The sequence below is a fragment of the Kribbella sp. NPDC051952 genome, assembly GCF_040680855.1.
In the GTDB taxonomy this organism is placed as follows: Bacteria; Actinomycetota; Actinomycetes; order Propionibacteriales; family Kribbellaceae; genus Kribbella.
Genome location: NZ_JBFAXQ010000006.1, coordinates 216035 through 238002, shown reverse-complemented (window position 1 = coordinate 238002; position 21968 = coordinate 216035). Strand labels below are relative to the sequence as shown.

Annotated in this window: 26 protein-coding genes; 11 read left to right on the top strand and 15 right to left on the bottom strand. The window is 68.1% G+C overall.

What is annotated here, in order from left to right:
* Positions 1 to 91: 91 nt before the first annotated feature.
* Positions 92 to 634: a sigma-70 family RNA polymerase sigma factor gene (locus AB0L70_RS14485; RefSeq protein WP_363683870.1), complete on the top strand. Its 543-nt coding sequence runs from the start codon at positions 92 to 94 to the stop codon at positions 632 to 634.
* Positions 635 to 843: 209 nt separating this feature from the next.
* Positions 844 to 1950 (top strand): DUF5667 domain-containing protein, encoded by a 1107-nt coding sequence (locus tag AB0L70_RS14480; RefSeq protein WP_363683868.1) that lies wholly within the window; start codon positions 844 to 846, stop codon positions 1948 to 1950.
* Between the two features lie 193 nt (positions 1951 to 2143).
* Here the strand turns inward: AB0L70_RS14480 and AB0L70_RS14475 are convergent, their stop codons facing one another.
* The 3 genes from AB0L70_RS14475 to AB0L70_RS14465 all read right to left on the bottom strand — a co-directional run bounded on the left by AB0L70_RS14475 (position 2144) and on the right by AB0L70_RS14465 (position 4429).
* Positions 2144 to 3247 (bottom strand): lysophospholipid acyltransferase family protein, encoded by a 1104-nt coding sequence (locus AB0L70_RS14475; RefSeq protein WP_363683866.1) that lies wholly within the window; start codon positions 3245 to 3247, stop codon positions 2144 to 2146.
* Entirely contained in the window at positions 3240 to 4247 is a 1008-nt protein-coding gene (locus tag AB0L70_RS14470; RefSeq protein WP_363683864.1) for an NAD-dependent epimerase/dehydratase family protein, read from the bottom strand. Before AB0L70_RS14470 ends, AB0L70_RS14475 begins: the two co-directional genes overlap by 8 nt.
* 80 nt (positions 4248 to 4327) lie before the next feature.
* Positions 4328 to 4429 (bottom strand): AURKAIP1/COX24 domain-containing protein, encoded by a 102-nt coding sequence (locus AB0L70_RS14465; RefSeq protein ID WP_008356322.1) that lies wholly within the window; start codon positions 4427 to 4429, stop codon positions 4328 to 4330.
* Between the two features lie 109 nt (positions 4430 to 4538).
* Between AB0L70_RS14465 and AB0L70_RS14460 the strand changes: the two genes are divergently transcribed.
* Positions 4539 to 5210, top strand: a complete 672-nt coding sequence (locus AB0L70_RS14460) for a class I SAM-dependent methyltransferase (RefSeq protein ID WP_363683862.1) — start codon at positions 4539 to 4541, stop codon at positions 5208 to 5210.
* 56 nt (positions 5211 to 5266) lie between these two features.
* Here AB0L70_RS14460 and AB0L70_RS14455 read toward each other — a convergent pair whose 3' ends face one another.
* From AB0L70_RS14455 to AB0L70_RS14445, 3 genes are all read right to left on the bottom strand, one after another.
* Positions 5267 to 5443: a hypothetical protein gene (locus AB0L70_RS14455; protein WP_363683859.1), complete on the bottom strand. Its 177-nt coding sequence runs from the start codon at positions 5441 to 5443 to the stop codon at positions 5267 to 5269.
* Between the two features lie 82 nt (positions 5444 to 5525).
* Positions 5526 to 6380 carry an LLM class flavin-dependent oxidoreductase gene (locus AB0L70_RS14450; protein WP_363683857.1) on the bottom strand — a complete coding sequence of 285 codons (855 nt, stop codon included), beginning with the start codon at positions 6378 to 6380 and terminating at the stop codon, positions 5526 to 5528.
* Positions 6381 to 6473: 93 nt separating this feature from the next.
* Positions 6474 to 8291 carry a BTAD domain-containing putative transcriptional regulator gene (locus AB0L70_RS14445; protein ID WP_363683855.1) on the bottom strand — a complete coding sequence of 606 codons (1818 nt, stop codon included), beginning with the start codon at positions 8289 to 8291 and terminating at the stop codon, positions 6474 to 6476.
* 54 nt (positions 8292 to 8345) lie between these two features.
* Here AB0L70_RS14445 and AB0L70_RS14440 point away from each other — a divergent pair, with 54 nt between their 5' ends.
* On the top strand, positions 8346 to 9209 hold the full coding sequence (locus AB0L70_RS14440; RefSeq protein WP_363683853.1) for an alpha/beta hydrolase: 864 nt from the start codon (positions 8346 to 8348) through the stop codon (positions 9207 to 9209).
* On the opposite strand, the gene AB0L70_RS14435 is transcribed toward AB0L70_RS14440, so the two are convergent.
* Positions 9199 to 10449: an amidohydrolase family protein gene (locus AB0L70_RS14435; protein ID WP_363683851.1), complete on the bottom strand. Its 1251-nt coding sequence runs from the start codon at positions 10447 to 10449 to the stop codon at positions 9199 to 9201. The genes AB0L70_RS14440 and AB0L70_RS14435 overlap by 11 nt on opposite strands.
* Positions 10450 to 10515: 66 nt before the next feature.
* On the opposite strand from AB0L70_RS14435, the gene AB0L70_RS14430 reads away from it, so the two are divergent.
* Complete coding sequence (locus tag AB0L70_RS14430) at positions 10516 to 11007, top strand: MarR family transcriptional regulator (protein ID WP_363683849.1); 492 nt, start codon at positions 10516 to 10518, stop codon at positions 11005 to 11007.
* Positions 11008 to 11055: 48 nt separating this feature from the next.
* Here the strand turns inward: AB0L70_RS14430 and AB0L70_RS14425 are convergent, their stop codons facing one another.
* The 3 genes from AB0L70_RS14425 to AB0L70_RS14415 form a co-directional block, all read right to left on the bottom strand.
* Positions 11056 to 11271 carry a helix-turn-helix domain-containing protein gene (locus AB0L70_RS14425; RefSeq protein ID WP_012923942.1) on the bottom strand — a complete coding sequence of 72 codons (216 nt, stop codon included), beginning with the start codon at positions 11269 to 11271 and terminating at the stop codon, positions 11056 to 11058.
* Positions 11272 to 11411: 140 nt separating this feature from the next.
* Positions 11412 to 12587 (bottom strand): acetoin utilization protein AcuC, encoded by a 1176-nt coding sequence (locus tag AB0L70_RS14420; protein ID WP_363683847.1) that lies wholly within the window; start codon positions 12585 to 12587, stop codon positions 11412 to 11414.
* Complete coding sequence (locus AB0L70_RS14415) at positions 12584 to 12916, bottom strand: hypothetical protein (RefSeq protein WP_363683845.1); 333 nt, start codon at positions 12914 to 12916, stop codon at positions 12584 to 12586. The genes AB0L70_RS14420 and AB0L70_RS14415 overlap by 4 nt, the downstream gene beginning before the upstream one ends.
* An 82-nt stretch (positions 12917 to 12998) precedes the next feature.
* Between AB0L70_RS14415 and AB0L70_RS14410 the strand changes: the two genes are divergently transcribed.
* From AB0L70_RS14410 to AB0L70_RS14395, 4 genes are all read left to right on the top strand, one after another.
* Entirely contained in the window at positions 12999 to 13556 is a 558-nt protein-coding gene (locus AB0L70_RS14410) for a TetR family transcriptional regulator (RefSeq protein ID WP_363683843.1), read from the top strand.
* Between the two features lie 271 nt (positions 13557 to 13827).
* Positions 13828 to 14598: a hypothetical protein gene (locus AB0L70_RS14405; protein ID WP_363683841.1), complete on the top strand. Its 771-nt coding sequence runs from the start codon at positions 13828 to 13830 to the stop codon at positions 14596 to 14598.
* A 179-nt stretch (positions 14599 to 14777) separates the two neighbouring features.
* Positions 14778 to 15746 carry a tryptophan--tRNA ligase gene (gene trpS, locus AB0L70_RS14400; RefSeq protein ID WP_363683839.1) on the top strand — a complete coding sequence of 323 codons (969 nt, stop codon included), beginning with the start codon at positions 14778 to 14780 and terminating at the stop codon, positions 15744 to 15746.
* Positions 15743 to 16504 (top strand): endonuclease/exonuclease/phosphatase family protein, encoded by a 762-nt coding sequence (locus tag AB0L70_RS14395; protein WP_363683837.1) that lies wholly within the window; start codon positions 15743 to 15745, stop codon positions 16502 to 16504. Before trpS ends, AB0L70_RS14395 begins: the two co-directional genes overlap by 4 nt.
* A gap of 8 nt (positions 16505 to 16512) precedes the next feature.
* Here the strand turns inward: AB0L70_RS14395 and AB0L70_RS14390 are convergent, their stop codons facing one another.
* Both AB0L70_RS14390 and AB0L70_RS14385 read right to left on the bottom strand, forming a co-directional pair.
* The gene (locus AB0L70_RS14390; protein ID WP_363683835.1) at positions 16513 to 17415 is read right to left on the bottom strand and encodes a TIGR03560 family F420-dependent LLM class oxidoreductase; all 903 of its coding nucleotides are present in this window, start codon (positions 17413 to 17415) and stop codon (positions 16513 to 16515) included.
* 4 nt (positions 17416 to 17419) lie between these two features.
* The gene (locus AB0L70_RS14385) at positions 17420 to 17776 is read right to left on the bottom strand and encodes a helix-turn-helix domain-containing protein (protein ID WP_363683833.1); all 357 of its coding nucleotides are present in this window, start codon (positions 17774 to 17776) and stop codon (positions 17420 to 17422) included.
* A 51-nt stretch (positions 17777 to 17827) separates the two neighbouring features.
* Here AB0L70_RS14385 and AB0L70_RS14380 point away from each other — a divergent pair, with 51 nt between their 5' ends.
* Positions 17828 to 18259 carry a TIGR03618 family F420-dependent PPOX class oxidoreductase gene (locus AB0L70_RS14380; RefSeq protein ID WP_363683831.1) on the top strand — a complete coding sequence of 144 codons (432 nt, stop codon included), beginning with the start codon at positions 17828 to 17830 and terminating at the stop codon, positions 18257 to 18259.
* Between the two features lie 58 nt (positions 18260 to 18317).
* Here AB0L70_RS14380 and AB0L70_RS14375 read toward each other — a convergent pair whose 3' ends face one another.
* From AB0L70_RS14375 to AB0L70_RS14365, 3 genes are all read right to left on the bottom strand, one after another.
* Complete coding sequence (locus AB0L70_RS14375; RefSeq protein ID WP_363683829.1) at positions 18318 to 18887, bottom strand: hypothetical protein; 570 nt, start codon at positions 18885 to 18887, stop codon at positions 18318 to 18320.
* Positions 18888 to 18957: 70 nt separating this feature from the next.
* A complete protein-coding gene (gene proC, locus AB0L70_RS14370) occupies positions 18958 to 19761 on the bottom strand; it encodes a pyrroline-5-carboxylate reductase (RefSeq protein ID WP_363683827.1) in 804 nt (267 codons plus the stop codon).
* Between the two features lie 29 nt (positions 19762 to 19790).
* Positions 19791 to 20720, bottom strand: coding sequence for a proline dehydrogenase family protein (locus tag AB0L70_RS14365; RefSeq protein ID WP_363683825.1), 930 nt, complete (start codon positions 20718 to 20720; stop codon positions 19791 to 19793).
* Positions 20721 to 20887: 167 nt separating this feature from the next.
* Between AB0L70_RS14365 and AB0L70_RS14360 the strand changes: the two genes are divergently transcribed.
* On the top strand, positions 20888 to 21922 hold the full coding sequence (locus AB0L70_RS14360; RefSeq protein ID WP_363683823.1) for a DUF695 domain-containing protein: 1035 nt from the start codon (positions 20888 to 20890) through the stop codon (positions 21920 to 21922).
* Positions 21923 to 21968 lie beyond the last annotated feature (46 nt).

Here is a 21968-nt window from a genome sequence, read left to right as displayed (position 1 = left end):
TCAGCAGCTGTGGCCAAGCGCGGATGTGTCAGACGACGGGTCATTTGAACGGGGAGAGATCTTGACGACGCCGGAGCCAAGCCCGGACGGGATGAGACGTGCAGAGCTCGTCGATCGCGCCCAGGCCGGGGACGTCGGTGCCTTCGGTGAGCTGTACGACGAGTACTCGCTCACCGTCTATCGCTACATCTACGCGCGGGTGTCGTCATCGGCACTCGCGGAGGACCTGACCAGTGAAACCTTCGTCCGGGCGCTGCGTGCGCTGGACTCGTTCCGCTGGCAGGGCCGGGACTTCGGCGCCTGGCTGGTGACGATCGCCCGGAACCTGATCACCGACCACTACAAATCCGGCCGGGTCCGGCTGGAAGTGGTCACGGACGAGATCGAGACGCACGACCGGCAGACCGAGGGGCCGGAGGTCGACGTACTGGCCGCCGCCACCGCCGAGGTGCTGCGGGACGCCGTCGCGGGCTTGCCCGACGAACAACGCGACTGTCTGACGATGCGGTTCTTCGCAGGGTTGTCGATCGCGGAAACGGCCAAGGCGCTGGAGAAATCCGAAGGCGCCGTCAAGCAACTGCAACTGAGGGCCGTACGGCACTTGGCGAAGGTTATCCCCAAGGACTTGAGGTGAGGCGGATGACAACGAATGTCTTTCGTAACCCGTCAGGGAGTTTCCTCGTTTGCCTGGTGAGGACCTGTCGGTGACCCCGACTGGACCATTGAGGAGAACGAGAATCCATGAGTGACCTACACAGGGCTCGAGCGCGCGCGGAGCAATTCGCGCACGCCGTCGATCACGGGCCCCGTCACTCTTCGCGACACAGCGATGACCCGGAGCTTGTGGAGGCTGTAGAACTCGTCGGACGGCTGAGGACCGCCGGCGCAGTTGCACCGCGTCCGGAGTTCAGCGCCGAACTACGGCACCGTCTGCTCGAACAGGCGGCCGCCCGCGCGGCGACGACGACTCCGATGGTGGTGCGCAGCACCCCAGACAGCTCCGACGACCCGCCGGGTGGCGAGGACGTCGACGCGTCCGTGACAGATATCCGCCATCGTCACGGCCGGCGCATCCGGCTCGTGGCCAGTACCGCCGCGCTGGTCCTGCTCGGAGGTGGCATCGGTTCTGCCGCCGCCGCTCAACAGGCCATGCCCGGCGACACGCTGTACGGGATGAAGCGCAGCATCGAGAACGTTTCGACCAATGTGAGCGTCGGCGACGACTCTCGCGGCCGGCGCGATCTCGAGCATGCGATGACCCGACTGTCCGAGGTCCAGCAACTCGCCGACTCCGGCGGCAGTGTTGGCACCATCAACAGCACTCTCGACGACTTCTCGGCACAGGCCCGCAAGGGTGTGTCCCGACTGGTCGCGTCGTACCAGCAGGACGGCGACCAGACGTCGATCACGGCGATCACGGGCTTCATCACCAGCGCCCGCCAGGCCCTTGGTGAGCTCGCGCCGAAGCTCCCACCGGAGTCGCTGAAGTACGCCGTGGAGGCACTGGCGACGATCGAGGACCTGGCCAAGCACACCACGGTCGCCTGCCCGAAGTGCGATGCACCGAAGCCGGCCAAGGGTGGTACCCAGCCGAACCGTCCGGCTCCGACCACGGAGCCGAGCGACTCGGGCAACGGCAATCCGACGACAAAGCCGTCGACGGCGCCGACGCCTGGTGTTTCCACCACGGTGGTGCCGACCACGGCACCGTCCAAGATTCCGAACACCACGATCCTGGAGCAGTCCAACACGCCCCAGCCATCACTGAAGACCCCGCCGAAACCATCTTCGTCGTCTCACTCGCCGACGACGACCCCGACGGTGATCCCTTCACTTCCACCCAGCGGCACCCCGTCGTGGCCGTGGCCGTTCCCGTCCCTGGGACTGCCCTCGACCCCGATCATCAACATCCCAGGAGTCCTGGAGACCCTCTTGCCCCCATGGAAGTAGCTCGCCAAGACCACTGACATCAGAAGCCCGGCACACCAGGTGGTGTGCCGGGCTTTCTGTCGTCCGGACATTCGAGGGGATACCCCCTCGAGTCGCGGGTTCTCTACCCGCATACCAGCCGAGAACCCATCACCGGAGTCGATATCCCCTCGAATGCCGCGCGCGGTGGGGCCGGCGAAGGCGTGGGGTGGGGTCAGAAGAAGACGCCGCGGCGTTGCATCAGGAGGGTGTAGAGGGTCTGCTGGATGGTTTCGCGGACCTGGTCGGTGACGTTGAAGACCAGCATCGGGTCGTCGGCGGCACCCTCGGGGAACTCGTCGGTGCGGATCGGCTCGCCGAACTCGATCAGCCACTTCGACGGCAGCGGGATCAGGCCGAGCGGCCCGAGCAGGGGGAAGAACGGTGTGATCGGGATATAAGGAACACCGAGCAGCCGGGCCAGCGAGGCGATGTTGCCGACGAGCGGATAGATCTCCTCGGCCCCGACGATCGAGCACGGAACGATCGGTACGCCGGTCCGCATCGCAGCGCTCACGAATCCGCCCCGCCCGAACCGCTGCAGCTTGTACCGCTCGGCGAACGGCTTCCCGAGGCCCTTGAACCCCTCCGGCCAGACCCCGACCAGGTTGCCCTGCCGCAGCAGCCGCTCCGCGTCGTCGTTGTTCGCCAGCGTCGCGCCGCCCTTGCGGGACAGTTCGCCGACGAACGGCGTCTGGAAGACCAGGTCCGCCGCGAGTGTCCGCAGTGGACGGTTCGTCTGATCGGCGACCACCACCTGGGTGACCAGTCCGTCGAGCGGCATCGTGCCGGAGTGGTTCGCGACGATCAGCGCGCTGCCGTCGGTCGGGATGTTCTCGATCCCGCGCACCTCGACCCGGAACCACTTCTCCACCATCGGGCGCAGCATCGGCAGCAGCACCTGGTCGGTCAGCTCGGAGTCGTACCCGAACTCGTCGAGTTCGTACTGCCCGCTCAACCGCCGCCGCAGGAAGGCCAGCCACTCCGCGACCCGCCGCTCCCCGTCCTCACCGAACAGCTCGCGCACCACCCGCTCGAGCCCGGCGAAGTCGAAGCCGGCCTGGGCCGGTGGGACCTCGGCAATCGGTGGCGCCTCGATGACCGCGTCCTCGACCTCGGTGACCCGATTGTCCTGGTCAGGCTTCCGGCCCGCCTTCTTCGACCGGCCCGCACCCGGCCCGGCGAGAGCACGTGTCGCGGCGGAGGGCGTCGTACGTCGGCCACTCCCGCGGCCCGGGCGTCCGCCGGAACCGATCGGGATCACGTCCGCGTCAGCCACGCAGCGCTCCCAGTCCGGCCGACAGCAACCCCGAAACCCGCGTCATGGTGCCTGGTCCGAGCGAGGCCCGGAAGTCGTCGAACGCCGCGGCGGTCGTGTACCCGGGCTCGAACCCGAACTCCGTCCGCATTCGCGTCGTATCCACCGCCCGACCGTACGTCAGGAACGTGATCTGGTCCGGCGAGAAGTCCGCGAGCCGCGCCCGGCGGACGGCAGCCGCTGTGCTGGCCGCGGTGAACGAGGGCAGCCGGAGCGTCGGCCGGCCGAGCCGGCGGATCGCCTGGGACAGCGAGATCACACCGTCGCCGGCCAGGTTGAACGTCCCCGGGAGATCGTTCACGGTCGCGTGCAGGATCGCCGCGACGCCGTCGTCCTCATGCAGGAACTGCAGGCGGGCGTCGTACCCGAAGACGGTCGGTACGACGGGCATCGCGAAGTAGCGCGTCATCGGGGAGTCGGTCTTGGGGCCGATCCAGTTCGCCATCCGGAGCGTGCTCACGCAGACATCGGGGCGGCGCCGGGCGAACCCGCGCACATACCCCTCGACCTCGACCGCGTCCCTGCTCAGACCGGTCTGGTGGATCGCCCGCGGCGCCATCTCCTCGGTGAACATGGCCGGGTCACGCGGACCCGCGCCGTACACCGTGGTCGACGACTTCACCACCAGCTTGGCCACGCCGGGCGCCTTCTGGCAGGCGGCGAGCAGCTGCATGGTGCCGATGACGTTGATCTCTTTCATCGACGCCCGGCCGCCGGCGCTGCCCGGGGTCGCCACGACGCCGGTATGGACGACGGTGTCGACGTCCTCCGCGGCGATCACCTTGGCGATCACGGGGTTGCGAATATCGGCCCGGACGAACCGGACCCGGCCCAGCTCGGCGCGCGGGGGCACCACGTCGACGCCGAGCACCGTGCCGATCGACGGGTCGTCGGCCAGCTTCCGGGCACAGCGAGCACCGGCGTCTCGCGAGACGCCGGTCACCATCACCACCTGTGCCACGAGAGACCCCCAGCCAGACAGCAATCCCACACGATGCCGCGCCCTGTGTTCGTCCTACGATCGGGCGCGGCGGGACCTGCTTACTTGCCGAGCTTGCGGCGCTGCACCCGCGTCTTCTTCAGCAGCTTGCGGTGCTTCTTCTTCGCCATCCGCTTACGGCGCTTCTTGATTACCGAACCCACAGTCGACCATCCAAACTCAAAGAGAACGTCGGCAAAGCTTACCTGTACGCGACCGCGTGAACCTAAAGCAGGCCGCGGATAGGGTGGAGACCGACCTGGGGAGGCTGCGATGGGCGCTGGCACGAAGGCCAAGTACGACGGTCTGGCCGACTGGTACGACGACCGTTTCGTGAACGGCGCGGAGCCACACCAACCCGGACTCCTCGAACTGCTCGGGCCAGGCTCAGGACCCTGTCTGGACCTCGGCTGCGGCACCGGCCGGAACTTCGAAACCATCCGTGCGAGCGGTCGCAGCGTCGTCGGTGTGGACTACTCGACGGATCAACTTCGCCGCGCACGCACCCGGACCGACGGACCGTTGAGCCATGCGGACGCCGCCGCCCTCCCGTTCGCGGACCAGTCGTTCGACACCGTGATGGTGATGTGGATCTCGACCGACGTCGACGATTTCGGTGCGGTCCTGCACGAGGCGACCCGGCTGCTGCGGCCGGGCGGTGTCCTGGTCGAGTACGGCGTACATCCGTGCTTCAACGGTCCGCACGTCGTCTGGGACGAGGACGGCAGCAGGCTCATCCACCCCAACTACCGGGAGCCGGGTTGGCAGAAGGAGTCGGAGTGGTGGGCAGCCGACGGTATCCGCCGGCGGATCGGCATGAACCATCTCCCGCTGGCCGACTACCTGAACGCCTTCCTCAACACCGGCCTCACCATCGAACGCTTCGAGGAACCAGGCGAGACCGGCGTCCCGCACTCGCTCGCCGTCCGGGCCCGCCGCCCGTAGCACGTTCGACTCTTTCGTCGATTCAGGCCGGTCTACTCACTCAAGAGCTGCTGATCTCACGCGGCTTTGCGGGTTGGGATCTGGATGATCGGGTCGGTGAGGACGGCCAGGTGTGGGGCGGCGGTCGGCGTGGTGGTGGTTGCATAGGCCGCCGGCGTGAACGCGACGGCTGCCAGGCCCAGGCCGGCAATGGTGCTCACGGCAACGGTCTTGACGAGCTTGATCGGGATCATGGGTTCCTCCTCGGGTCGATGAGTCAATCCTCGACCCGAGGACTGCGACCGTCCTGGGAGGAACCTGGGAGGTCGCTGGGAGTCAGAGGGCGGCGACCTCGGGTACTGCGGTGGTGAGGATCTCAGTGGATTCTGGTGTCCATGGGCCTGAGCGGATCACGATGACGTGGTCGATTCCCCACGATGCTTGCTCGCGGCAACGTTCGACGAAGGTGGTGACGGTGTCGTCCGGAGTCAGCCGGGTGGAGAGGGTCTTCGCGATCTCGCCGTACGGACGGCCGTAGTCCTCGCAGTGCTTGCGCAGTACGTCGAGTTTGTGGCGGACCGTCGTACCTCCGTCGGGCAGGTCGAACAGGTTGCACGCGTCCGCACGCCGCGCCACCATCCGCAGCGTCTTCTGCTCCCCCGTGCCACCGATCAGTACGGGCGGACGGGTGGCCGGCCGCGGGCTGCAGATCGGCCCACCGAGCTGGAAATGCTTGCCCTCGTACGGCGAACTGTCGCCGGCGAACATGCGATCCGCGATGTCCAGCAACTCGTCCAACTGCTCGAACCGCGCCTTGGCCGGCTCGAGCGGAATCCCCATCGCCCGCGCCTCGTCGCCCTCCCACCCGATCCCGACCCCGAACCAGGCGCGCCCACGCGTGAACGCGTCCAGCGTCGCGATCGCCTTCACCTGAACAGCGGGCGGCCGGAACGGCACTGGCGACACCAGCATCCCGATCCGGGACCGGCTGGTGATCGCGGCCAGGTACCCGAGCATGCTGACGGCCTCGAACAGCTCGGCCTGCGGATGACTGGTCGGATCGGCCTGGAACAGGTGATCCGGCACCCAGATCGTGTCGATCCCACCCGCGTCGGCAAGCTCCACGATCCGCCGCAAGCCGTCCACAGCATCGGTCCAGGCATGGTCCGTCACCGTCATGCTGACCTTCATCCGCCACTCCAGCCTTCTCGGGGGTCGCTTCTTCCTGACCCTAGGAGCTGGCCGAGGCACCCGGAAGCCTTTTCGGTCTGGCCTACATAGTCGTCAGAGGTAGTCGGCGACCGCGCCAAGGGTGAGAAGACCCGAGGCCGCTCCTGCTTGTTCGGTCGACGCGGGTGCGAGCGCGGTCCGCGCGCGTTCGAGGGTCTGGGCGTCACCAAGTTGCCGTGCGGCGTGGGCGATCAGGGCCCAGTGGGCTTCCAGGAGAAGGCCTGGTGGTGGATCCGGTACAGCTCGCAGGGCGGCGACGTCATCCAGGAGCAGTGGGCGGACCCACGGGGTGTGCGGGCCGTAGTCGGCCTCGGGCAACGGCTGTTTATGGCGTACGGCGTGGGCCGCGAGAGCCAGCGGGAGCAGTCCCTCGGACAGCCCCGGCATGCCCGCGGTCTCCGCGGCGGCCTCCTGGTAGGCGGAGACGGTGTCTTCGCGAAGTGCGGCGTACCACCGGGTGAAGACCCCAACCAACGGGAGCTCGTGACGAGCAGCCAGGGTGTCAGCGGCTGCTGCGTGATGGTCGGCCGCAGAGTGGTCGGCGACGGCGCAGGCGGACTGCAGGCAGATCAGGTGACCGAGGACCTCGTACGTCGTCAGCGCATGGCGCTGGGAGATTGCGATCAGCTCAGCACCGATCGCGTCGCGTTCGGCCGACAGGCCGGCCCGGTAACACGCCTGCATGAAGAGCCCGTTCAGCGCAAAGGCGAGCAACCCCGGATCATCAGCCTCACGGGCGATCTCCACGGCCTCCAACGCCGCCTGCCGAGGCCGAGGCGCCCGCGAGCCCCGCGACTCGAGCGCGATCGTCGCGAGGAGCCGAGCCCGCGCCTTCGGATGCTCCTGCCTAGGCAACGCCCGCTCAGCCGCAGCCACGACCGCCGAGGCCTGCGCCGCGTCGTCGGACCGCGTCCAGATCGCAGGTACGTCGTACGCCCCGATCACCCGCGCGGTGAGCTCAGAATCCCCCAACTCCTCCGCCGCACTGATCGCGGCCAGCCGATGCCGACGGGCAGCCTCCAGCCCGCCGGCCCCGGTGACGGCGAGATCGCGTAGCAGACCAACCGTTGACTCCAACCGGGCCCGCGTCCCACCTACAGTCGCCTCGTACGCCGCGGCCGTCTCCGCCCACACGTTCGAGACCGGCATCAGCTGCGCGGCCTGGTTGAGGATGTCGGTCTCCAACCGGCTCAGCGCCGTACTCGGATCCACTCCGAGCTGGTCGACCAGCATGGCCCGGGCACGACGCAGTACGGCGAGAGCATCGCCCTGCCGACCGCTCCGGTACAAGGCCAACGCCAGCAACCGCCATGCGTCCTCACGCCACGGGTGCTCGGTCACGTGCCCGTCCAACTCGGCCACAGCCTCAGCCGCCAGCCCCAACGCCAGCCGCATCTCCGCCAGTCGCTCAACAGCCTGCAGCCGCAACTCAGTCAGCCGGGACCGCTCCCCCTGCGCCCACCCTTCGTCAGCAAACTCCGCGTACGCCGGCCCGCGCCACAACCCAAGCGCCGCCACCAACTCCTCCGGCCGCGACGAAACCCGCAAGGCCTCCTCGAACCGCCAGGCGTCCACAGCGTCTGTCCGCAACGCATACCCAGGGCCCTCGGTCACCAGCAACCGCGCAGGCGTCCGCGGCGGCCGGTCAGGCTCCAGCGCCCGCCGCAGCGCCGCCACGAACGTCCGCACCGCACTCAACCCACCATCCGGCGGATCGACCCACAGCTCATCCACCAGAGCAGTCGCCGGTACGACGCGACCACGAGCCACGATCAACCGCGCCAGTACCGCCCGGTGCCGCGGCCCCTTCAGCGCCACCGGCTGCCCGGCCTCGTCCCAGGCAACGACCGGCCCGAGCACCCCGAATTCCACCCGGCCACGGTAGCGCTCATCCAATGCTCATCCGGACCCGCGACGCTGGCAGGCATGAAGATCAACGGCTTCGACTATCTCCGCCTGCCCGGCGTGGACGACGTCGAACTCAACGTCGCCGTCGGCGGTTCCGGTACGCCGATCGTCCTCCTGCACGGCTTCCCGCAGACCCACCTGATGTGGCGGCACGTCGCCGCCGACCTGGCCAGCAACCACACGGTGATCGTCCCCGACCTCCGCGGGTACGGCGCCAGCGACAAGCCGGCTGGTGACAGCTACTCGAAGCGGGTGATGGCCGCGGACATTGTCGCCCTCGCCAATGGGCTCAACTTCCCGCGCTTCGCCTTGGCCGGTCACGATCGCGGCGCTCTGGTCGCGTTCCGCGCGGGTCTCGACCACCCGGACGCCATCACGCACCTGATGTGCCTTGATGTCCTGCCGACCCTGGACATGTGGGACGTCATGCACGGGACCACCGCCGCGGTCGGCTTCCACCTCTACCTGATGGCACAGCCGCCCGGCCTCGCCGAGGAGATGATCGCGGCGACTGCCGACAGGTTCTTCGGCCATTTCCTCGACATCTGGTCGAACGATCCGACGGTGATCCCGGTCGACGTCCGCGCCCACTACCTGGACGCCTGCCGGGCCGCCGTACCGTCGATCGTCGCGGACTACCGCGCCTCGGCAACCATCGATGTCACCCACGACGAGCACGATCTTGCTGAGGGCAACAAACTGCGGATGCCGGTCATGGTGATCCAGCAGGACTGGGGTGCCGCACTCGGCTTCGATGCCGCCGCCCACTGGCGGGCCTGGGCTCCCGACCTGCACCACCAGACCACGAAGTCCGGTCACTTCATGGCCGAGGAGGCCCCGGCGGAGATCGTCGCGGCCATCACCGAGCTCCTCAAGCGGTGAGGTAGGCGGTCGAGTCGGCCAACGCCTGCAGAGCTGCGGGAACTGACGCACTCACAAGCTCACCGCCGCGTTTGACGATCCGGCCGCCGACCAGCACCGTGTCGACGTTCCCGGCATGAGCCGAGGTGACCACGGTCCCGACCGCATCATGCAATCCGCCGGCCAGGTTGATATCGGTTGTCCGCAGCAACACCACGTCAGCCTGGTTGCCAACAGCAAGCGAGCCGACATTCGTCAGCCCGAGCGCCCGAGCACCCTCCAGCGTGGCGATCCGGAGTACGTCGGCAGCCGAGAACGTCCGGTAGCCGAGCGCAAGCACCTCATGCATCGCACCGAACATGTCACCACCACCGGTCGTCACCACATCTGTCCCAAGACTGAGATTGACGCCGGCCGCACGCAACCGGCCGGCCAGCGGTTGTCCCATCCCCATCCGGGCTTCGACCACCGGCGTCGCCGAGACGGCCGCACCGGACTCTGCGATCAGCTTCAACTCGGAGTCCGGCAGGTTGTTGCCGTGCACGTACAGCGTGTTCGACCGCAGCAGGCCCGCGTCGCGCAGCCGCGTGATCGGATCGACCGCCTGCGCACTACTGCTGATGTGCACCACGACCGGCACCCCGAGGGAGTCGGCCAACTCCCAGTCGGCGCGAACGATGTCGAACGGCACGAACGAAGGCCCGATCGCCGCGACCGCGAGACTCAGCCGGTCCGACGCCCGTGCCATGATCCGCCGCATCCCGGCCGGATCGACCGCACCGCCACCGAGCGGCGGCGGACCGTAGCCGAAGACAGCCCGGATTCCGCTGTCCTGCAAGGCATCCAGCGCTGCGTCGGCGTGCTCGTCCGAGCTCTGCACATGGGAGAAGTCCTGCACGGTCGTGGTGCCGGCGTTCAGGCAGTCGAGCGCACCGGCAAGGTTGCCCGCAGCAACATCCTCCGGCCGGAACCGTGCGCCGAAGCCGGTCAGCACCCGCTCGAAGTACACCCCGAGATCCGCGTCGACCGCGATCCCCCGCAACGCCGACTGCCACAGGTGCCGATGCGTGTCGACGAACCCGGGCAGCACGATCCGCTCCCGAGCGTCGATCACCTCGACGTCCGCCGCCTCGCTGTCCCCGATCAACGCAGCCCCGACAGCCGCGATCCGCCCGTCCTCGATCAGTACGTCGGTCTCCGGCCGCGCCACCACCTCCGGCTCGGTGTCGACGACCACTCCACCCCGCAACAACATCCGCATCCGCAGAACTCCCTCACTAGAAAGCTTTTCTGAAAGCTATCACCAAAGGCAGTTAGGCTGTCAACCATGAGCGACCCCACCGGTGACCGGGTGGATCGGTTGATCGCGTCCTGGCAGCGGGAGTTGCCGGAGGTGCTCTATCCGACCAGCGAGCTGACGAAGCGCATCCTCCTGCTCGCCACCGAACTGAACGAGGCGACCCGGCAGGTGCTGCGGGAGCTCGGGCTGACCACGGCGGAGTTCGACGTGATCGTGTCGCTGCGCCGTACGGGGACGCCGTACCGGCAGAAGCCTTCCGACCTGAGCCGCAATCTACTGCTGTCATCCGGCGGGACGAGCAACGTGACGAACCAACTGGTCAGGCGCGGGCTCGTGGTCCGGGAGCCGGATCCTGTGGACGGCCGCGGCACTCAGATCCGCCTGACCGACGAAGGTGTCGCGCTGGCGGAGCGCGCCGTACAGGCCAGTGCGGCGGCTCATCATCAGCTGTGGTCGGACCTGCCCGACGACGTGGTCAAGCAGGCGGCCGCCGCGCTCAGAGACGTATCCGGGAAATGACGAAGCGACCGGTCCCCACGGGGATCCGGCCGCTTCGGCTTCTCGTGGTTATCCGGCCTGGAAGAAGGCGCCCTTGAGGTAGTCGTGCACGGCGTCCTCCGATACCCGGAACGAACGACCTACCCGCACCGCGGGCAGCTCACCGGAGTGCACCAACCGGTACACCGTCATCTTGGACACGCGCATGGCCGTGGCGACCTCCGCCACGGTCAGGAACTTCACCTCGGCGAGCGGCTGCTCACCACCGGACTTCTTTGATGCCATTGCGCACCGCACTTCCAGCACGGATCGTGCGCCGGCTTCCCCTCCGGCACCTCCGTCCGTGCATGCAATGAGCGTAGTGGCTGTTGGTACGAATGGGAAAGAGGGGGACTCCTGTGACTCAACCGGGATCCAGGGATGACCTAGTAGGACGGATCAAGACCTAACAAAGGGAAACTGGCCTCCCGGGTCGCCTTGATCGCGCGATCCAACCAGGTGTCCGGGTTGTAACCGGTCGACCAGTCGACGTACGACGCGTCCCGGCCGTCCGTCATCCGGACCGGCGCGACCCGCCCGAACCGGCCGTGGACCTCCTCGCGCCACACCTCCGGCACCGGCGTCTCCGGGGCCACCGGGTTGCCCGCGACGATCGCCAGCAGGTGACTCCAGGCCCGCGGCACGACGTCGATGATCGCGTAGCCGCCACCACCCGTCGCGATCCACTTCCCGCCGGCCACCTCATGCGCGAGGTCATGCAGGGCCAGGTACGCCGCCCGCTGTCCGTCGATCGTCTTCGACAGATGCGCCAGGGGATCCTCGACGTGCGAATCGCATCCGTGTTGCGTCACCAGCACCGACGGCCGGAACGCCTTCACCACCTCCGGGACGACCGCGTGGAACGCCCGCAACCACCCGGCATCTCCCGTCCCCGGGGGCAGCGCGACGTTGACCGCCGTACCTTCAGCATTCGGACCACCTGTCTCGCCGGCTGATCCGGTGCCAGGGAAGAGGGTGGTCGGCGACTCGTGCAGGCTGACGGTGAGGACCCGGGGATCGTTGTAGAACGCGGTCTGTACGCCGTCCCCGTGATGCACGTCGACATCGACGTACGCGACGCGCTCGGCGCCGTGGTCGAGCAGCCACTGGATCGCGATCGCCGGATCGTTGTACACGCAGAATCCGCTGGCCCGGTTGGGCATTGCGTGATGCAGACCGCCGGCGATGTTGGCGGCATGCAGTACGTCGCCCTCCCAGACCGCCCGGGCTGCTTCGACCGACGCACCGACGATGCGCGCGGTCACCTCGTGCATGTTCGGGAAGCAGTACGTGTCGTGATCGCCGAGCCCGTGCTCCGGATCCGGTTCGTCCGGGTTCTCCCCGGCTCGCTTGACGGCGGCGACGTACTCGGCGGTGTGGACGGTCTCGAGCAGAGCGTCGTCCGCCATCGGCGCCGGCACGACCTTGAGCTCGTCGAGTACGCCGAGCGCACGCGCCAGCTGGATCGTCAGCTCGACCCGGATCGGACTCATCGGATGACCACGGCCGAAGTCGTACGCCGTCAGTCCGTCGTCAAAGACCAGCATCGCCTCACCGCTCATGCCCCCGACGATAACGTTCCGCTGCTCGGCATGGGTTTCCCAAACCTTCTGTTCAACCGGAAAGCACCACCCCCGGCATGAAAGACGGTCATCACCAGAGCACCCAGCACACCGGCGATCGCGGCCGACCAGGGGTGTTCACCGACCTGCGCGACGACGATCAGCGCACCCGCGATGACGAACGCGACCAGGCCGCCGACCGCGTTCCTGGTCGGTGAGTTTCCGGTCAGGTTCGGGTATTCGCGAGCACTGATGCCCACGACGAAGTGCGGTACGCCGTTGGTCCCCATCAGGCTGGCCAGGAAGGTCAGCACGATTGCCTGGATCATCTCTCCTCATTTCGGTCTACACACGTTGACTGAAACCGTAGACCTAGCCACCGAGCTGAGTCAACATGCGTAGACTGAACGCGTGACCACGAGGGCGGAGCAGCGACAGCGGACAGAAGCGCGGATCCTGACGGCGGCGCGCCGGTTGTTCGGCGAGCACGGGTACGACCGGACCACGATCCGCGCGGTCGCCGCGGCGGCCGACAGCGATCCCGGCCTGGTGATGCGGTACTTCGGATCCAAGGAGAAGCTGTTCGCCCAAGCGGCGACGATCCCCCCGGACGGGCCGATCGAGGGCTCGCCGGCGCAGATCGCCGAGCTGCTGCGAGCCGGGCTCACCCAGAAGCTCGCGGAGGAGCCGGCCGCGGCCCTCGCTGCGCTGCGGGCAATGTTCAGCCACCCGGAGGCGGCCGAAGAGGTTCGCGCCGCGATGACCGGGCAGCAGCGCCAGGTGGCAGCGCAGCTGCCGGGCGAGGACGCCGTCCTGCGCTCCGGCGTGATCGGAGCGTTGACACTCGGGCTCGTGATCGGGCGGCACTTGGTGCGGCTGGACGGGCTGGATGCGGACCCGGAAGAAATCTTGGCCATCGCGGGCCCGCTGCTCACCGCGTTGACCGATACTGCGACGTCGGCTGACTAGTCAGACGAACGGATTGACGCGGCACCCCTCCAGAGCCGCGCCGACCCGTTCGACAGGCGCTCGTCCGACAGCTGCTTCATCGCTCAAGCACTGCAAGGCGTTACAGAATTCCGGAAAACCGGGAAACTCAGGCGCGAACCCATTGCGGAGGGTTACCGATCGCGGACTAGGCCTGTATTATTTCCGCCGCGATCGAGGCGTTGGCACGTTCGTGCAACGATGCAGAACCGGACTTGCGCCTCTCGGTCCTCAGGCCGCACAGTTCCTTTCCGTGAGGAAGCGCTTGAGTTCGTTGAAACCCAACCGACGGCAAATCTTTACGACCGGGGCAGCCGTCGCCGCCTCGACCGTTGTCGTCCCGACCCTGACCGCGACGGCCGCCACCAGTTCCGCCACCGCGACCCCCGGCGGTCTCTACGGCTCCGGCACGCTCGGCCCGTGGGCCAACGGGACGAAGGCGATCTCGACCGCGGCGCAGATCCAGCACACCCGCGAGACCAACGGCGTGTACATGTTCGGCGACAGCATCTCCGTCCAGGATGGGAAGGCGCTGGCGACACGGCTGCTGAAGCGCGACGGCAGCCAGATGGCCGTTCACAACTGGTCCAGCCGGCCCACGTCCGGCGCGGTCGACGCGCTGCAGCAGTGGGCGACGACGTACGGACTGCCGCGACGGATCCTGATGGCGAGCGGATCGAACGACATCTTCGACCCGCCGAAGTTCGCGGCGCAGGTCGAGCGGGCGATGAGCATCGTCGGCTCGAACCGGACGGTGTTCTGGGTCAACCTGCAGGTCGTCCGCAAGGCCGTGACCGCGCCGTTCCAGCTCGCCGACCAGCGCAACAGCTCGTGGCTCAACATGCAGCTGTACGACGAGCAGGAGAAGTACCCGAACCTGCGGATCATCCGCTGGGCCGAATGGCTCTGGGTCAAGCCGTACCGCCTGGCCAACTATTTGCGCGACGGCGTCCACCCGACGGTCCCGCTCGGACAGGACGCCCGCAACGAACTCATCGTCCAAGCCTTGGTCAGCCCGCGCTAAATTCCTTCCCCACCCCACCGCCCCGGTCATGGGTTATCATCCTCGTGTGAACACAAACTTGCAGCTGTGGTGGGCCGTCTAGGGCGGTCCCCAGCGTTCACACGCATCCAAAAGGCCGCCTCGCCGAGGCGGCCTTTTTCATGCCCTCGGTGGGGCATCACACACCGAAGGGCACTGACATGACCACGCTTTCCGGCATCACCCCGTCCGGCCGTCTGACGCTGGGCAACCACCTCGGCGCCTTGCGCCGGTTCACGGATCCCGAGGGCTTCTACTTCGTCGCGAACCTGCACGCGATGACGACTAAACACGATCCACGCAGACTCGCGGCCCTGACCCGGGAGTTCGCGACGCTCATGCTCGCGGCCGGGACAGCGCCCGGCACGGTGTTCGTCCAGTCCGACGTACCCACGCATGCGCAACTCGCCTACCTGCTCGAGTGCACGTCGTACGTCGGTGAGCTGTCCCGGATGATCCAGTACAAGGAGAAGGGCCGGGGCCGGCCGATGACACGGGCCTCGCTGTTCACCTATCCGTGCCTGATGGCCGCGGACATCCTGCTGTACGGCGCGGACCGGGTCCCGGTCGGCGGTGACCAGTCCCAGCACGTGGAGCTGGCGCGTGACGTGGCGATCCGGTTCAACCGCGAGTACGGCGAGACCTTCGTCGTACCGCAGCTGGCGAAGGCGGCGTACGCGACGCGGGTCAAGGATCTGGCCGACCCGACCAAGAAGATGAGCAAGTCCGAGGCCGACGACGCGGTCGGGACGATCCGGCTGCTCGACCCGCCGGACGTGATCCGGCGTCAGGTGATGCGGGCGGTGACGGACTCCGACAACGAGGTCCGCCACGACGAGGCCACCAAGCCCGGCGTCACGAACCTGCTCGACATCCTGGCGGCCTGCACGGATGGTGACCCGGTCCAGCTGGCCACGGCGTACTCGTCGTACGGCGAGCTGAAGCGGGATGTCGCGGACGCGGTCCTGGCCGTGATCGAGCCGCTGCAGAAGGAGTACGCGCGGCTGGCGAACGACCCGGGCGCGGTCAACGAACTGCTCGCCCACGGCCGGGACCGGGCGCTCGAAGCCAGCCTGCCCCGACTCCGGGCGGCCGAGCGGGCGATGGGTTTGGCAGGATCTGCACCATGAAGATTCGCCCAGGTATTCGCGTGGCCACCTTCAATCTCCGCAACTCCTCCGCACCCGACGGCGACAACGCCTGGCCGGTACGGCGGAACGCGGCGGTGGCGGCGATCGAGTACCTGGACGCGGACGTGGTCGGGCTGCAGGAAGTGCTGCCCGACCAGCTCGAGTACCTGCGCTGGCGGTTCCCGAAGTACGAGATCGTCGGCGTCGGCCGGGACGACGGAATGAACGCCGGTGAGCATTCCGTCGTCCTGGTCCGGCCCGGCGACTGGCGGGTCGAGAAGCACGAGACCCGCTGGCTGTCCGACGACCCGGGTACGCCGGGATCGGTCGGCTGGGACGCGGACCTGACCCGGATCGCGACGCTGGTCTGGCTACGGCACCGCAACGGTACGACGATCGGCGTCGTCAACACGCACTACGACCACGCCGGCGAGGTCGCGCAGTTGCAGTCGTCCCGCCTGATCGCGCGCTGGACCACCGGTGACCTGCCCTGGATCGTGATGGGCGACCTGAACGCGACGCCGGACTCGCCACCCCTCAAGACGCTGATCGAGTCCGGCCTGCGCCTCGCCGTACCGCTCGAGGCCGGCGGCAGCTGGCACAACTTCACCGGCGCGGTGGACGACAATCGCATTGACCACATCCTGGTCTCGAACTCCTGGTCAGTGACCGACGCGACCGTCTCCCACCACCGCCCCGACAACCGCCTCCCCAGCGACCACTGGCCCGTGGTCGCCGCCCTGGAGCTCGCGAAGTAGTTGCGGCGCTAGATCTTGGCGAAGACTTCTTCGCGGAGGCGTTCGAGGGCTTCGAAGCGGCGGTCTCCCGTGCCCAGGAAGGCGTCCGGGACGAGGAGCTCGTCGATGCCGGCTTCGGGGTACTGGGCAACCAGGTCGAGGACCTCTTGGGCTGAGCCCATGATGACGTGGCCGCCTCGGCTCTCCAGACGTTCCTTGCGCTCGATCGCCTCGGTGTCACCGGGTACGACGATCTCCAGCATGGTCTGGGCGGAACGGCGTACGGTCTTGGGGTCGCGGCCGACGCGTTCGCAGTGTTCGGCGAAGATCTTGCCCTTGTGGGCGGCCAGGTCCGGGCGGCCCCAGTGGTTCCACTCGTCGGCGTACTGGGCAACGATGCCGAGGGCAACCTTCTCCCCGGCGGCGCCGATCAGGAGCGGCAGGTGGGCGGGCTTCGGCTCGAGCGGGGCGCCTTCGAGCTGGTAGTAGGTGCCGTCGAAGGTGGTCCGGTCGTGACCGAGCAGGCCCTTGATCACCTGGCAGGCCTCCTCGAACCGGGCCAGCCGGGCCCGGACCGGCGGGAGCTCGATGCCGTAGACCTCGTGCTCGTTCACCTGCCACCCCGCGCCGATCCCGAGGACGAACCGGCCGTTGCTCATCTGGTCGATCGTCGCGGCCGCGTTCGCGACGACCGCGGGGTGCCGGTAGGTGTTGCCGAGCACCATCGTGCCGACCCGGACCCGTTCGGTCCGGGCGACGAGGCCGGCGACCAGGGCCATCGCCTCGTTGACCGGCACGGAGAGGTCGTCGCCGTTCTGCATGAAGTGATCTGCTATCCACACGCCGTGCCAGCCGGTGCGTTCGGCGTACTCAGCGCCTTCGAGTACTTCCGACCACGGACGGGACGCAGCGGGCCACAAAGAGAAGTCCATGGCGTCATCCTCTCTCTTGGGCTTCGAGCACCGCTTCGCCGTTCTCCTCTGCCCACATGGTGAGCATCCGGATCGGCACCATCAGGGTGCGGCCGAGGTCGGTCAGCTCGTACTCGACCCGGGGTGGGACGCCGCCGAAGTCCTGCCGGTCGACCAGGCCGTTCGCCTGGAGACGCCGCAGCGTTTGCGTGAGCACCTTCTTCGAGATGCCGCCGATCAACGTGATCAATTCGGAGTGCCGCTGCGGTCCGTCGTGCAGTCCCCAGAGGACGACGACGGCCCACTTGTCCGCGATCACCTCGACCGCGAGCCGGGCCGGGCAGTCGGCGAGGAAGACGTTGCCAGGATCCAATCCATCCACGGCCGTCAGGGTACCCAGCGGTTCCCACGGCGGTGTCTACCGTCCGTTGATATGAGCATCCTTCCAGCCAGCACGCACCGCCTCCTCGACGCCCCGCGGGACGTCACCATCGTGACGATCGACCCCGACGGCTCGCCGCAGGCGTCGCTGGTCTGGGCCGAACGCGACGGCGACGAGATCCTCCTCGGCATCCAGCACCCGCACCGCAAGACCCGCAACCTCCTGCGCGACCCACGAGTCACGCTCCTGATCCAGGACGACCAAGTGAGCCACCGCGGCATCACGCAGTACCTGGTCATCCGCGGTACGGCGAAACTCGAAGGCCCGGGCATCCCCGCGGACTACAAGGCCCTGATGGACCGCCAGTCCCAGCGCTACCTGAACCTCCCCGAATTCCCCTTCGGCGAAGGCATCTGGGACACCGGCGTGATCGCCCGAATCACCATCGACCGCATCTCGGGCGAGGGCCCGTGGGCGAACTAGCGGATGTGGGGAGGGTTATGCCCCCAGAACGGCACAGGATCCTCCCCAATCCCCCCGGTCAGACGACGATGTGCCAGCGGAGGAGGAAGGCTCCGATGGAGAGGATGAGGTAGAGGAGGACCAGCAGGGCGCCGATTCCCGGGCGGGGGCGGTGACGGCGGACCGGGGTGTCGGCGGACTGGTGGCGGACAGCCTCCATCACCGCGGCCACCTCGGCGGTGCGGTCCTTCGGGATGCCGTTGATCTCGCTCTCGTCCTGGCCGCGGAACAGGACGACGTTGTCGTCACCGACCTCGATCTTGTCCACGTCCTGCCAGGCGAGGCTGCGGATCAGCATGCTCGTCCGGGCCTTCAGCGCGGTCGGGTGGAGCACGACCCGGTACAGCACAACGCCGCCGGCGACGCGGACGACCGAGGCGCCGATGATCGTGAGCAAGGCGACCGCGAGCATGTCGCGAGCACCCATCCACAGCCAGGAATTCAGCGCGGGTACGACGATGAACGGGAGGACGAACAACGCCCAGGCCCACCAGGGCGCCGGATCCAACGGCACCCGCCAGGGCAGCTGCGGTGTGTCCTCCTGTTGCGGTGCAGGCGCAGTGGCCGGATCGACCGAACCATTACCCATGGGCGGGACCATCCCTTGAACACGGCAGGAGAGTGCGGCGCCAACAATAACGCCAGCTAGGGCTGTGGTGTTATTCGGCGGCCAGCGCCCGCGACCGGTTGCGGGCCGCTTCGATCGCCGACAGGAAGGCGGCGCGGACCTTGTGGTCCTCCAATTCGCGGACCGCGGCGGCCGTCGTCCCGCCCGGTGAAGTGACCCGCTCGCGCAGGACCGTCGGGTGTTCACCGGTCTCCCGCAGCAGCTTCGCCGAGCCGACCACGGTCTGTACGACGAGTTCCGTGGAGGTGCTCCGCGGCAGGCCCATGTGGACGCCGGCCTCGATCATCGCCTCCACCACGAAGAACAGGTACGCCGGACCCGACCCGGAGATCGCGGTCACCGCATCCTGCTGCTTCTCCGGGACCCGGATGACCTTCCCGGTCGCGGCCAGCAGGCCTTCCGCGAGGACGAGATGGCTCTCGTCGCAGTGCGCACCGCGGGAGATCGCGGCCATCCCTTCGTCGACCAGCGCCGGGGTGTTCGGCATGACGCGTACGACGGCCACCCCCTCAGGCAGCCGGGACTCCACGAAGACAGTGGTGATGCCGGCGGCCAGCGAGACCACCGTCTGGGTCGGACGGACCGCCGGGGCGATCTCCGCGAGCAGGTCACCCATGTCCTGGGGCTTGACCACCAGGACCAGGGTGTCGGCCTTCGCCGCCGCGTCCACGTTGGACACGACGTCGACGCCGTACCGCTCCCGCAGTTCGGCGGCGCGCTCCTCCCGGCGTTCGGTGATCAGGAGCTCGTCCGGTCGCCGTCCGGCCCGAATCAGCCCGGACAGCAACGTCTCCCCCATCACACCGGCCCCGAGAATGGCCACCCGACTAGTCATGGCCCACAGACTACGACGTGGGCGCCGGACTACTTCTTGCTGATCAGGGAGCGGGCGAAGAACTGGAGGTTGGCGGGGCGCTCGGCGAGGCGGCGGACCAGGTAGCCGTACCAGTCCTCGCCGTACGGGATGTAGATCCGCACGGTGTGACCGAGGCCGGCCAGGCGGAGCTGCTCCTCGGGGCGGATTCCGAACAGCATCTGGAACTCGAAGCTGCCCGGCTGCCGCTTGGCGCGCTCGGCCAGCGAACCGGCGATCGCGATCAGCCGCGGGTCGTGCGAGGCGATCATCGGGTAGCCGGTGCCGTTCATCAGCACCTTCATGGCCCGGACGTACGCCTTGTCGACCTGCCGCTTCTCCTGGAACGCGACCGACTCCGGCTCCTTGTACGCACCCTTGCAGAGCCGGACCCGGGACCCGGCGTAGGCCAGGTCGCGGCAGTCGCTCTCGGTACGGCGCAGGTACGCCTGCAGGACCGCCCCGGTCTCCGGGAAGTCCTGGCGCAGCTCGCGCAGGATCCCCAGGGTGGAGTCCGTGGTGGTGTGGTCCTCCATGTCGAGGGTGACCGTCGTACCGGCGTTGCGGGCCGCGTGGCAGATGGTCCGCGCGTTCTCCAGCGCGATCTTCTCGCCGTCACCCGGGAGCGCCTGGCCGACCGCGGAGAGCTTCACCGAGACCTCGGCGTGCTTGGTCAGGCCGGCGGCGGCGAGCTGCTTGAGCAGCTCGAGGTACGCCTCCGCGGTCGCGGTCGCCGCGGCCAGGTCGGTGACGTCCTCACCGAGGTGGTCGAGCGTGACGTTCAGGCCGTTGCTGACCAGCTTCTCGGTGGCCAGCACAGCCTCCGGGGTGGTCTCGCCGGCCACGAATCGCGACACGATGCCACTGGACACCGGGAGTGACGACACGGCCTTCTTGATCTGGGGGCTGCGGGACATGCCCAGCAGGACTCGCCGAAGCACTGAATTCTCCTCCTCATGAACCCACCCGGCCCCGTATTTGCCAGTGGTGTCAGCAGGTTACGCGCGTGAACCGGACGGTCCCTAATCATGTGGCCGGGACCACACCAGCGGCGCCACTGGTGTTCTCTCCGCTGGGGCTCGCACCCCTGGTCGGAGAGGATTGCGGTATGCCCATCTTCAAGCGTCGCAAGCGGACCGTCGTGGAGGCCGATCCGATCGGCGCGTTCTGGTCGTGGTGGACCGCTTCCGGGGCGAGCGAGGTAGCCGACGCCGTCGCCCGGCAGGAACCAACCGGGGCCAGCCCGGCGCTGACCGAGCGGATCGGGCTGATCCACCCCGACCTCGAGTGGGAGCTCGGGCCCGGCCTGTACGCCCAGCACGTGCTGATCGTCACCGCCGCCGGGAACCCGGAACACCGCGCCGTCGCCCGTCGCTGGCTCCGCGCGGCGCCGCCGTCCGACGAGATCTGGGAGTACGCCGACCTGCGCCGGCCGGGTCCTGCGTTCACGATCCGCTTCGACGGGCTGCCGCCGATCCCGGTGGAGGAGGCGGTGGTCTCGGTGGAACCGGATGCCGCTTCGATTCACGTCGGCGTACATCATCCGACCTTTCCTTCGCTGCCGGTGGATGTGCAGCGGCGGGTGACGTTTCTGATCCTCGACCTGGTGCTGGGCGAGGAGATGGTGGAGACGTGGGTCGGGGCGATCGAGACGCTCGAGGTTCCGCCGGTGGACGCGGTCGGGATCGGGTCCCTGCTGCCGGCGGTGGCTGGGTTCGCGGCCGAGCACACGCTGGAGGATGGGAGTCCGGCCTGGAAGATGCTGGAGGGTACGCGCGACGGGCATCGGCTGATCGCGACCGCGGAGTACCCGTTGCGGTCTATTCGGCGGCCCCACCTCGATACGCACGTGGCGGTGGAGATCGGGTATCCCGCCGTACGGGAGGACGGGCTGCCCGAGTCCGAGATGCTGGACGAGCTCCGGCAGTTCGAGGACCACCTGACGGATCGTCTCGGCGGGTCCGGACATCTGCTGGCCCACGAGACCTCCGACGGGACCCGGATCCTGCACTACTACACCGACGGCACCACGCCCGCCGGCGCCCAGCTCCAAGCCGCCACCAAAGGCTGGCCCCACGGCCAGGTGAAGGTCACCGTCGAGGCCGACCCGGCCTGGCACAACGTGTCACATCTCGCCGGGTAATTCCCCGTGCAACCCCGCCGCAGTCGGCTTCCGTCTTGAGGGGGAC

Bases quoted from the DNA above. Each gene is read 5' to 3' on its own strand.
- AB0L70_RS14485 (WP_363683870.1), top strand. From the start codon at position 92: ATGAGACGTGCAGAGCTCGTCGATCGCGCCCAGGCCGGGGACGTCGGT.
- AB0L70_RS14460 (WP_363683862.1), top strand. From the start codon at position 4,539: ATGGGCGCTGGCACGAAGGCCAAGTACGACGGTCTGGCCGACTGGTAC.
- AB0L70_RS14455 (WP_363683859.1), bottom strand. From the start codon at position 5,443: ATGATCCCGATCAAGCTCGTCAAGACCGTTGCCGTGAGCACCATTGCC.
- AB0L70_RS14450 (WP_363683857.1), bottom strand. From the start codon at position 6,380: ATGAAGGTCAGCATGACGGTGACGGACCATGCCTGGACCGATGCTGTG.
- AB0L70_RS14440 (WP_363683853.1), top strand. From the start codon at position 8,346: ATGAAGATCAACGGCTTCGACTATCTCCGCCTGCCCGGCGTGGACGAC.
- AB0L70_RS14435 (WP_363683851.1), bottom strand. From the start codon at position 10,449: ATGCGGATGTTGTTGCGGGGTGGAGTGGTCGTCGACACCGAGCCGGAG.
- AB0L70_RS14430 (WP_363683849.1), top strand. From the start codon at position 10,516: ATGAGCGACCCCACCGGTGACCGGGTGGATCGGTTGATCGCGTCCTGG.
- AB0L70_RS14425 (WP_012923942.1), bottom strand. From the start codon at position 11,271: ATGGCATCAAAGAAGTCCGGTGGTGAGCAGCCGCTCGCCGAGGTGAAG.
- AB0L70_RS14420 (WP_363683847.1), bottom strand. From the start codon at position 12,587: ATGAGCGGTGAGGCGATGCTGGTCTTTGACGACGGACTGACGGCGTAC.
- AB0L70_RS14415 (WP_363683845.1), bottom strand. From the start codon at position 12,916: ATGATCCAGGCAATCGTGCTGACCTTCCTGGCCAGCCTGATGGGGACC.
- trpS (WP_363683839.1), top strand. From the start codon at position 14,778: ATGACCACGCTTTCCGGCATCACCCCGTCCGGCCGTCTGACGCTGGGC.
- AB0L70_RS14395 (WP_363683837.1), top strand. From the start codon at position 15,743: ATGAAGATTCGCCCAGGTATTCGCGTGGCCACCTTCAATCTCCGCAAC.
- AB0L70_RS14390 (WP_363683835.1), bottom strand. From the start codon at position 17,415: ATGGACTTCTCTTTGTGGCCCGCTGCGTCCCGTCCGTGGTCGGAAGTA.
- AB0L70_RS14380 (WP_363683831.1), top strand. From the start codon at position 17,828: ATGAGCATCCTTCCAGCCAGCACGCACCGCCTCCTCGACGCCCCGCGG.
- AB0L70_RS14375 (WP_363683829.1), bottom strand. From the start codon at position 18,887: ATGGGTAATGGTTCGGTCGATCCGGCCACTGCGCCTGCACCGCAACAG.
- proC (WP_363683827.1), bottom strand. From the start codon at position 19,761: ATGACTAGTCGGGTGGCCATTCTCGGGGCCGGTGTGATGGGGGAGACG.
- AB0L70_RS14360 (WP_363683823.1), top strand. From the start codon at position 20,888: ATGCCCATCTTCAAGCGTCGCAAGCGGACCGTCGTGGAGGCCGATCCG.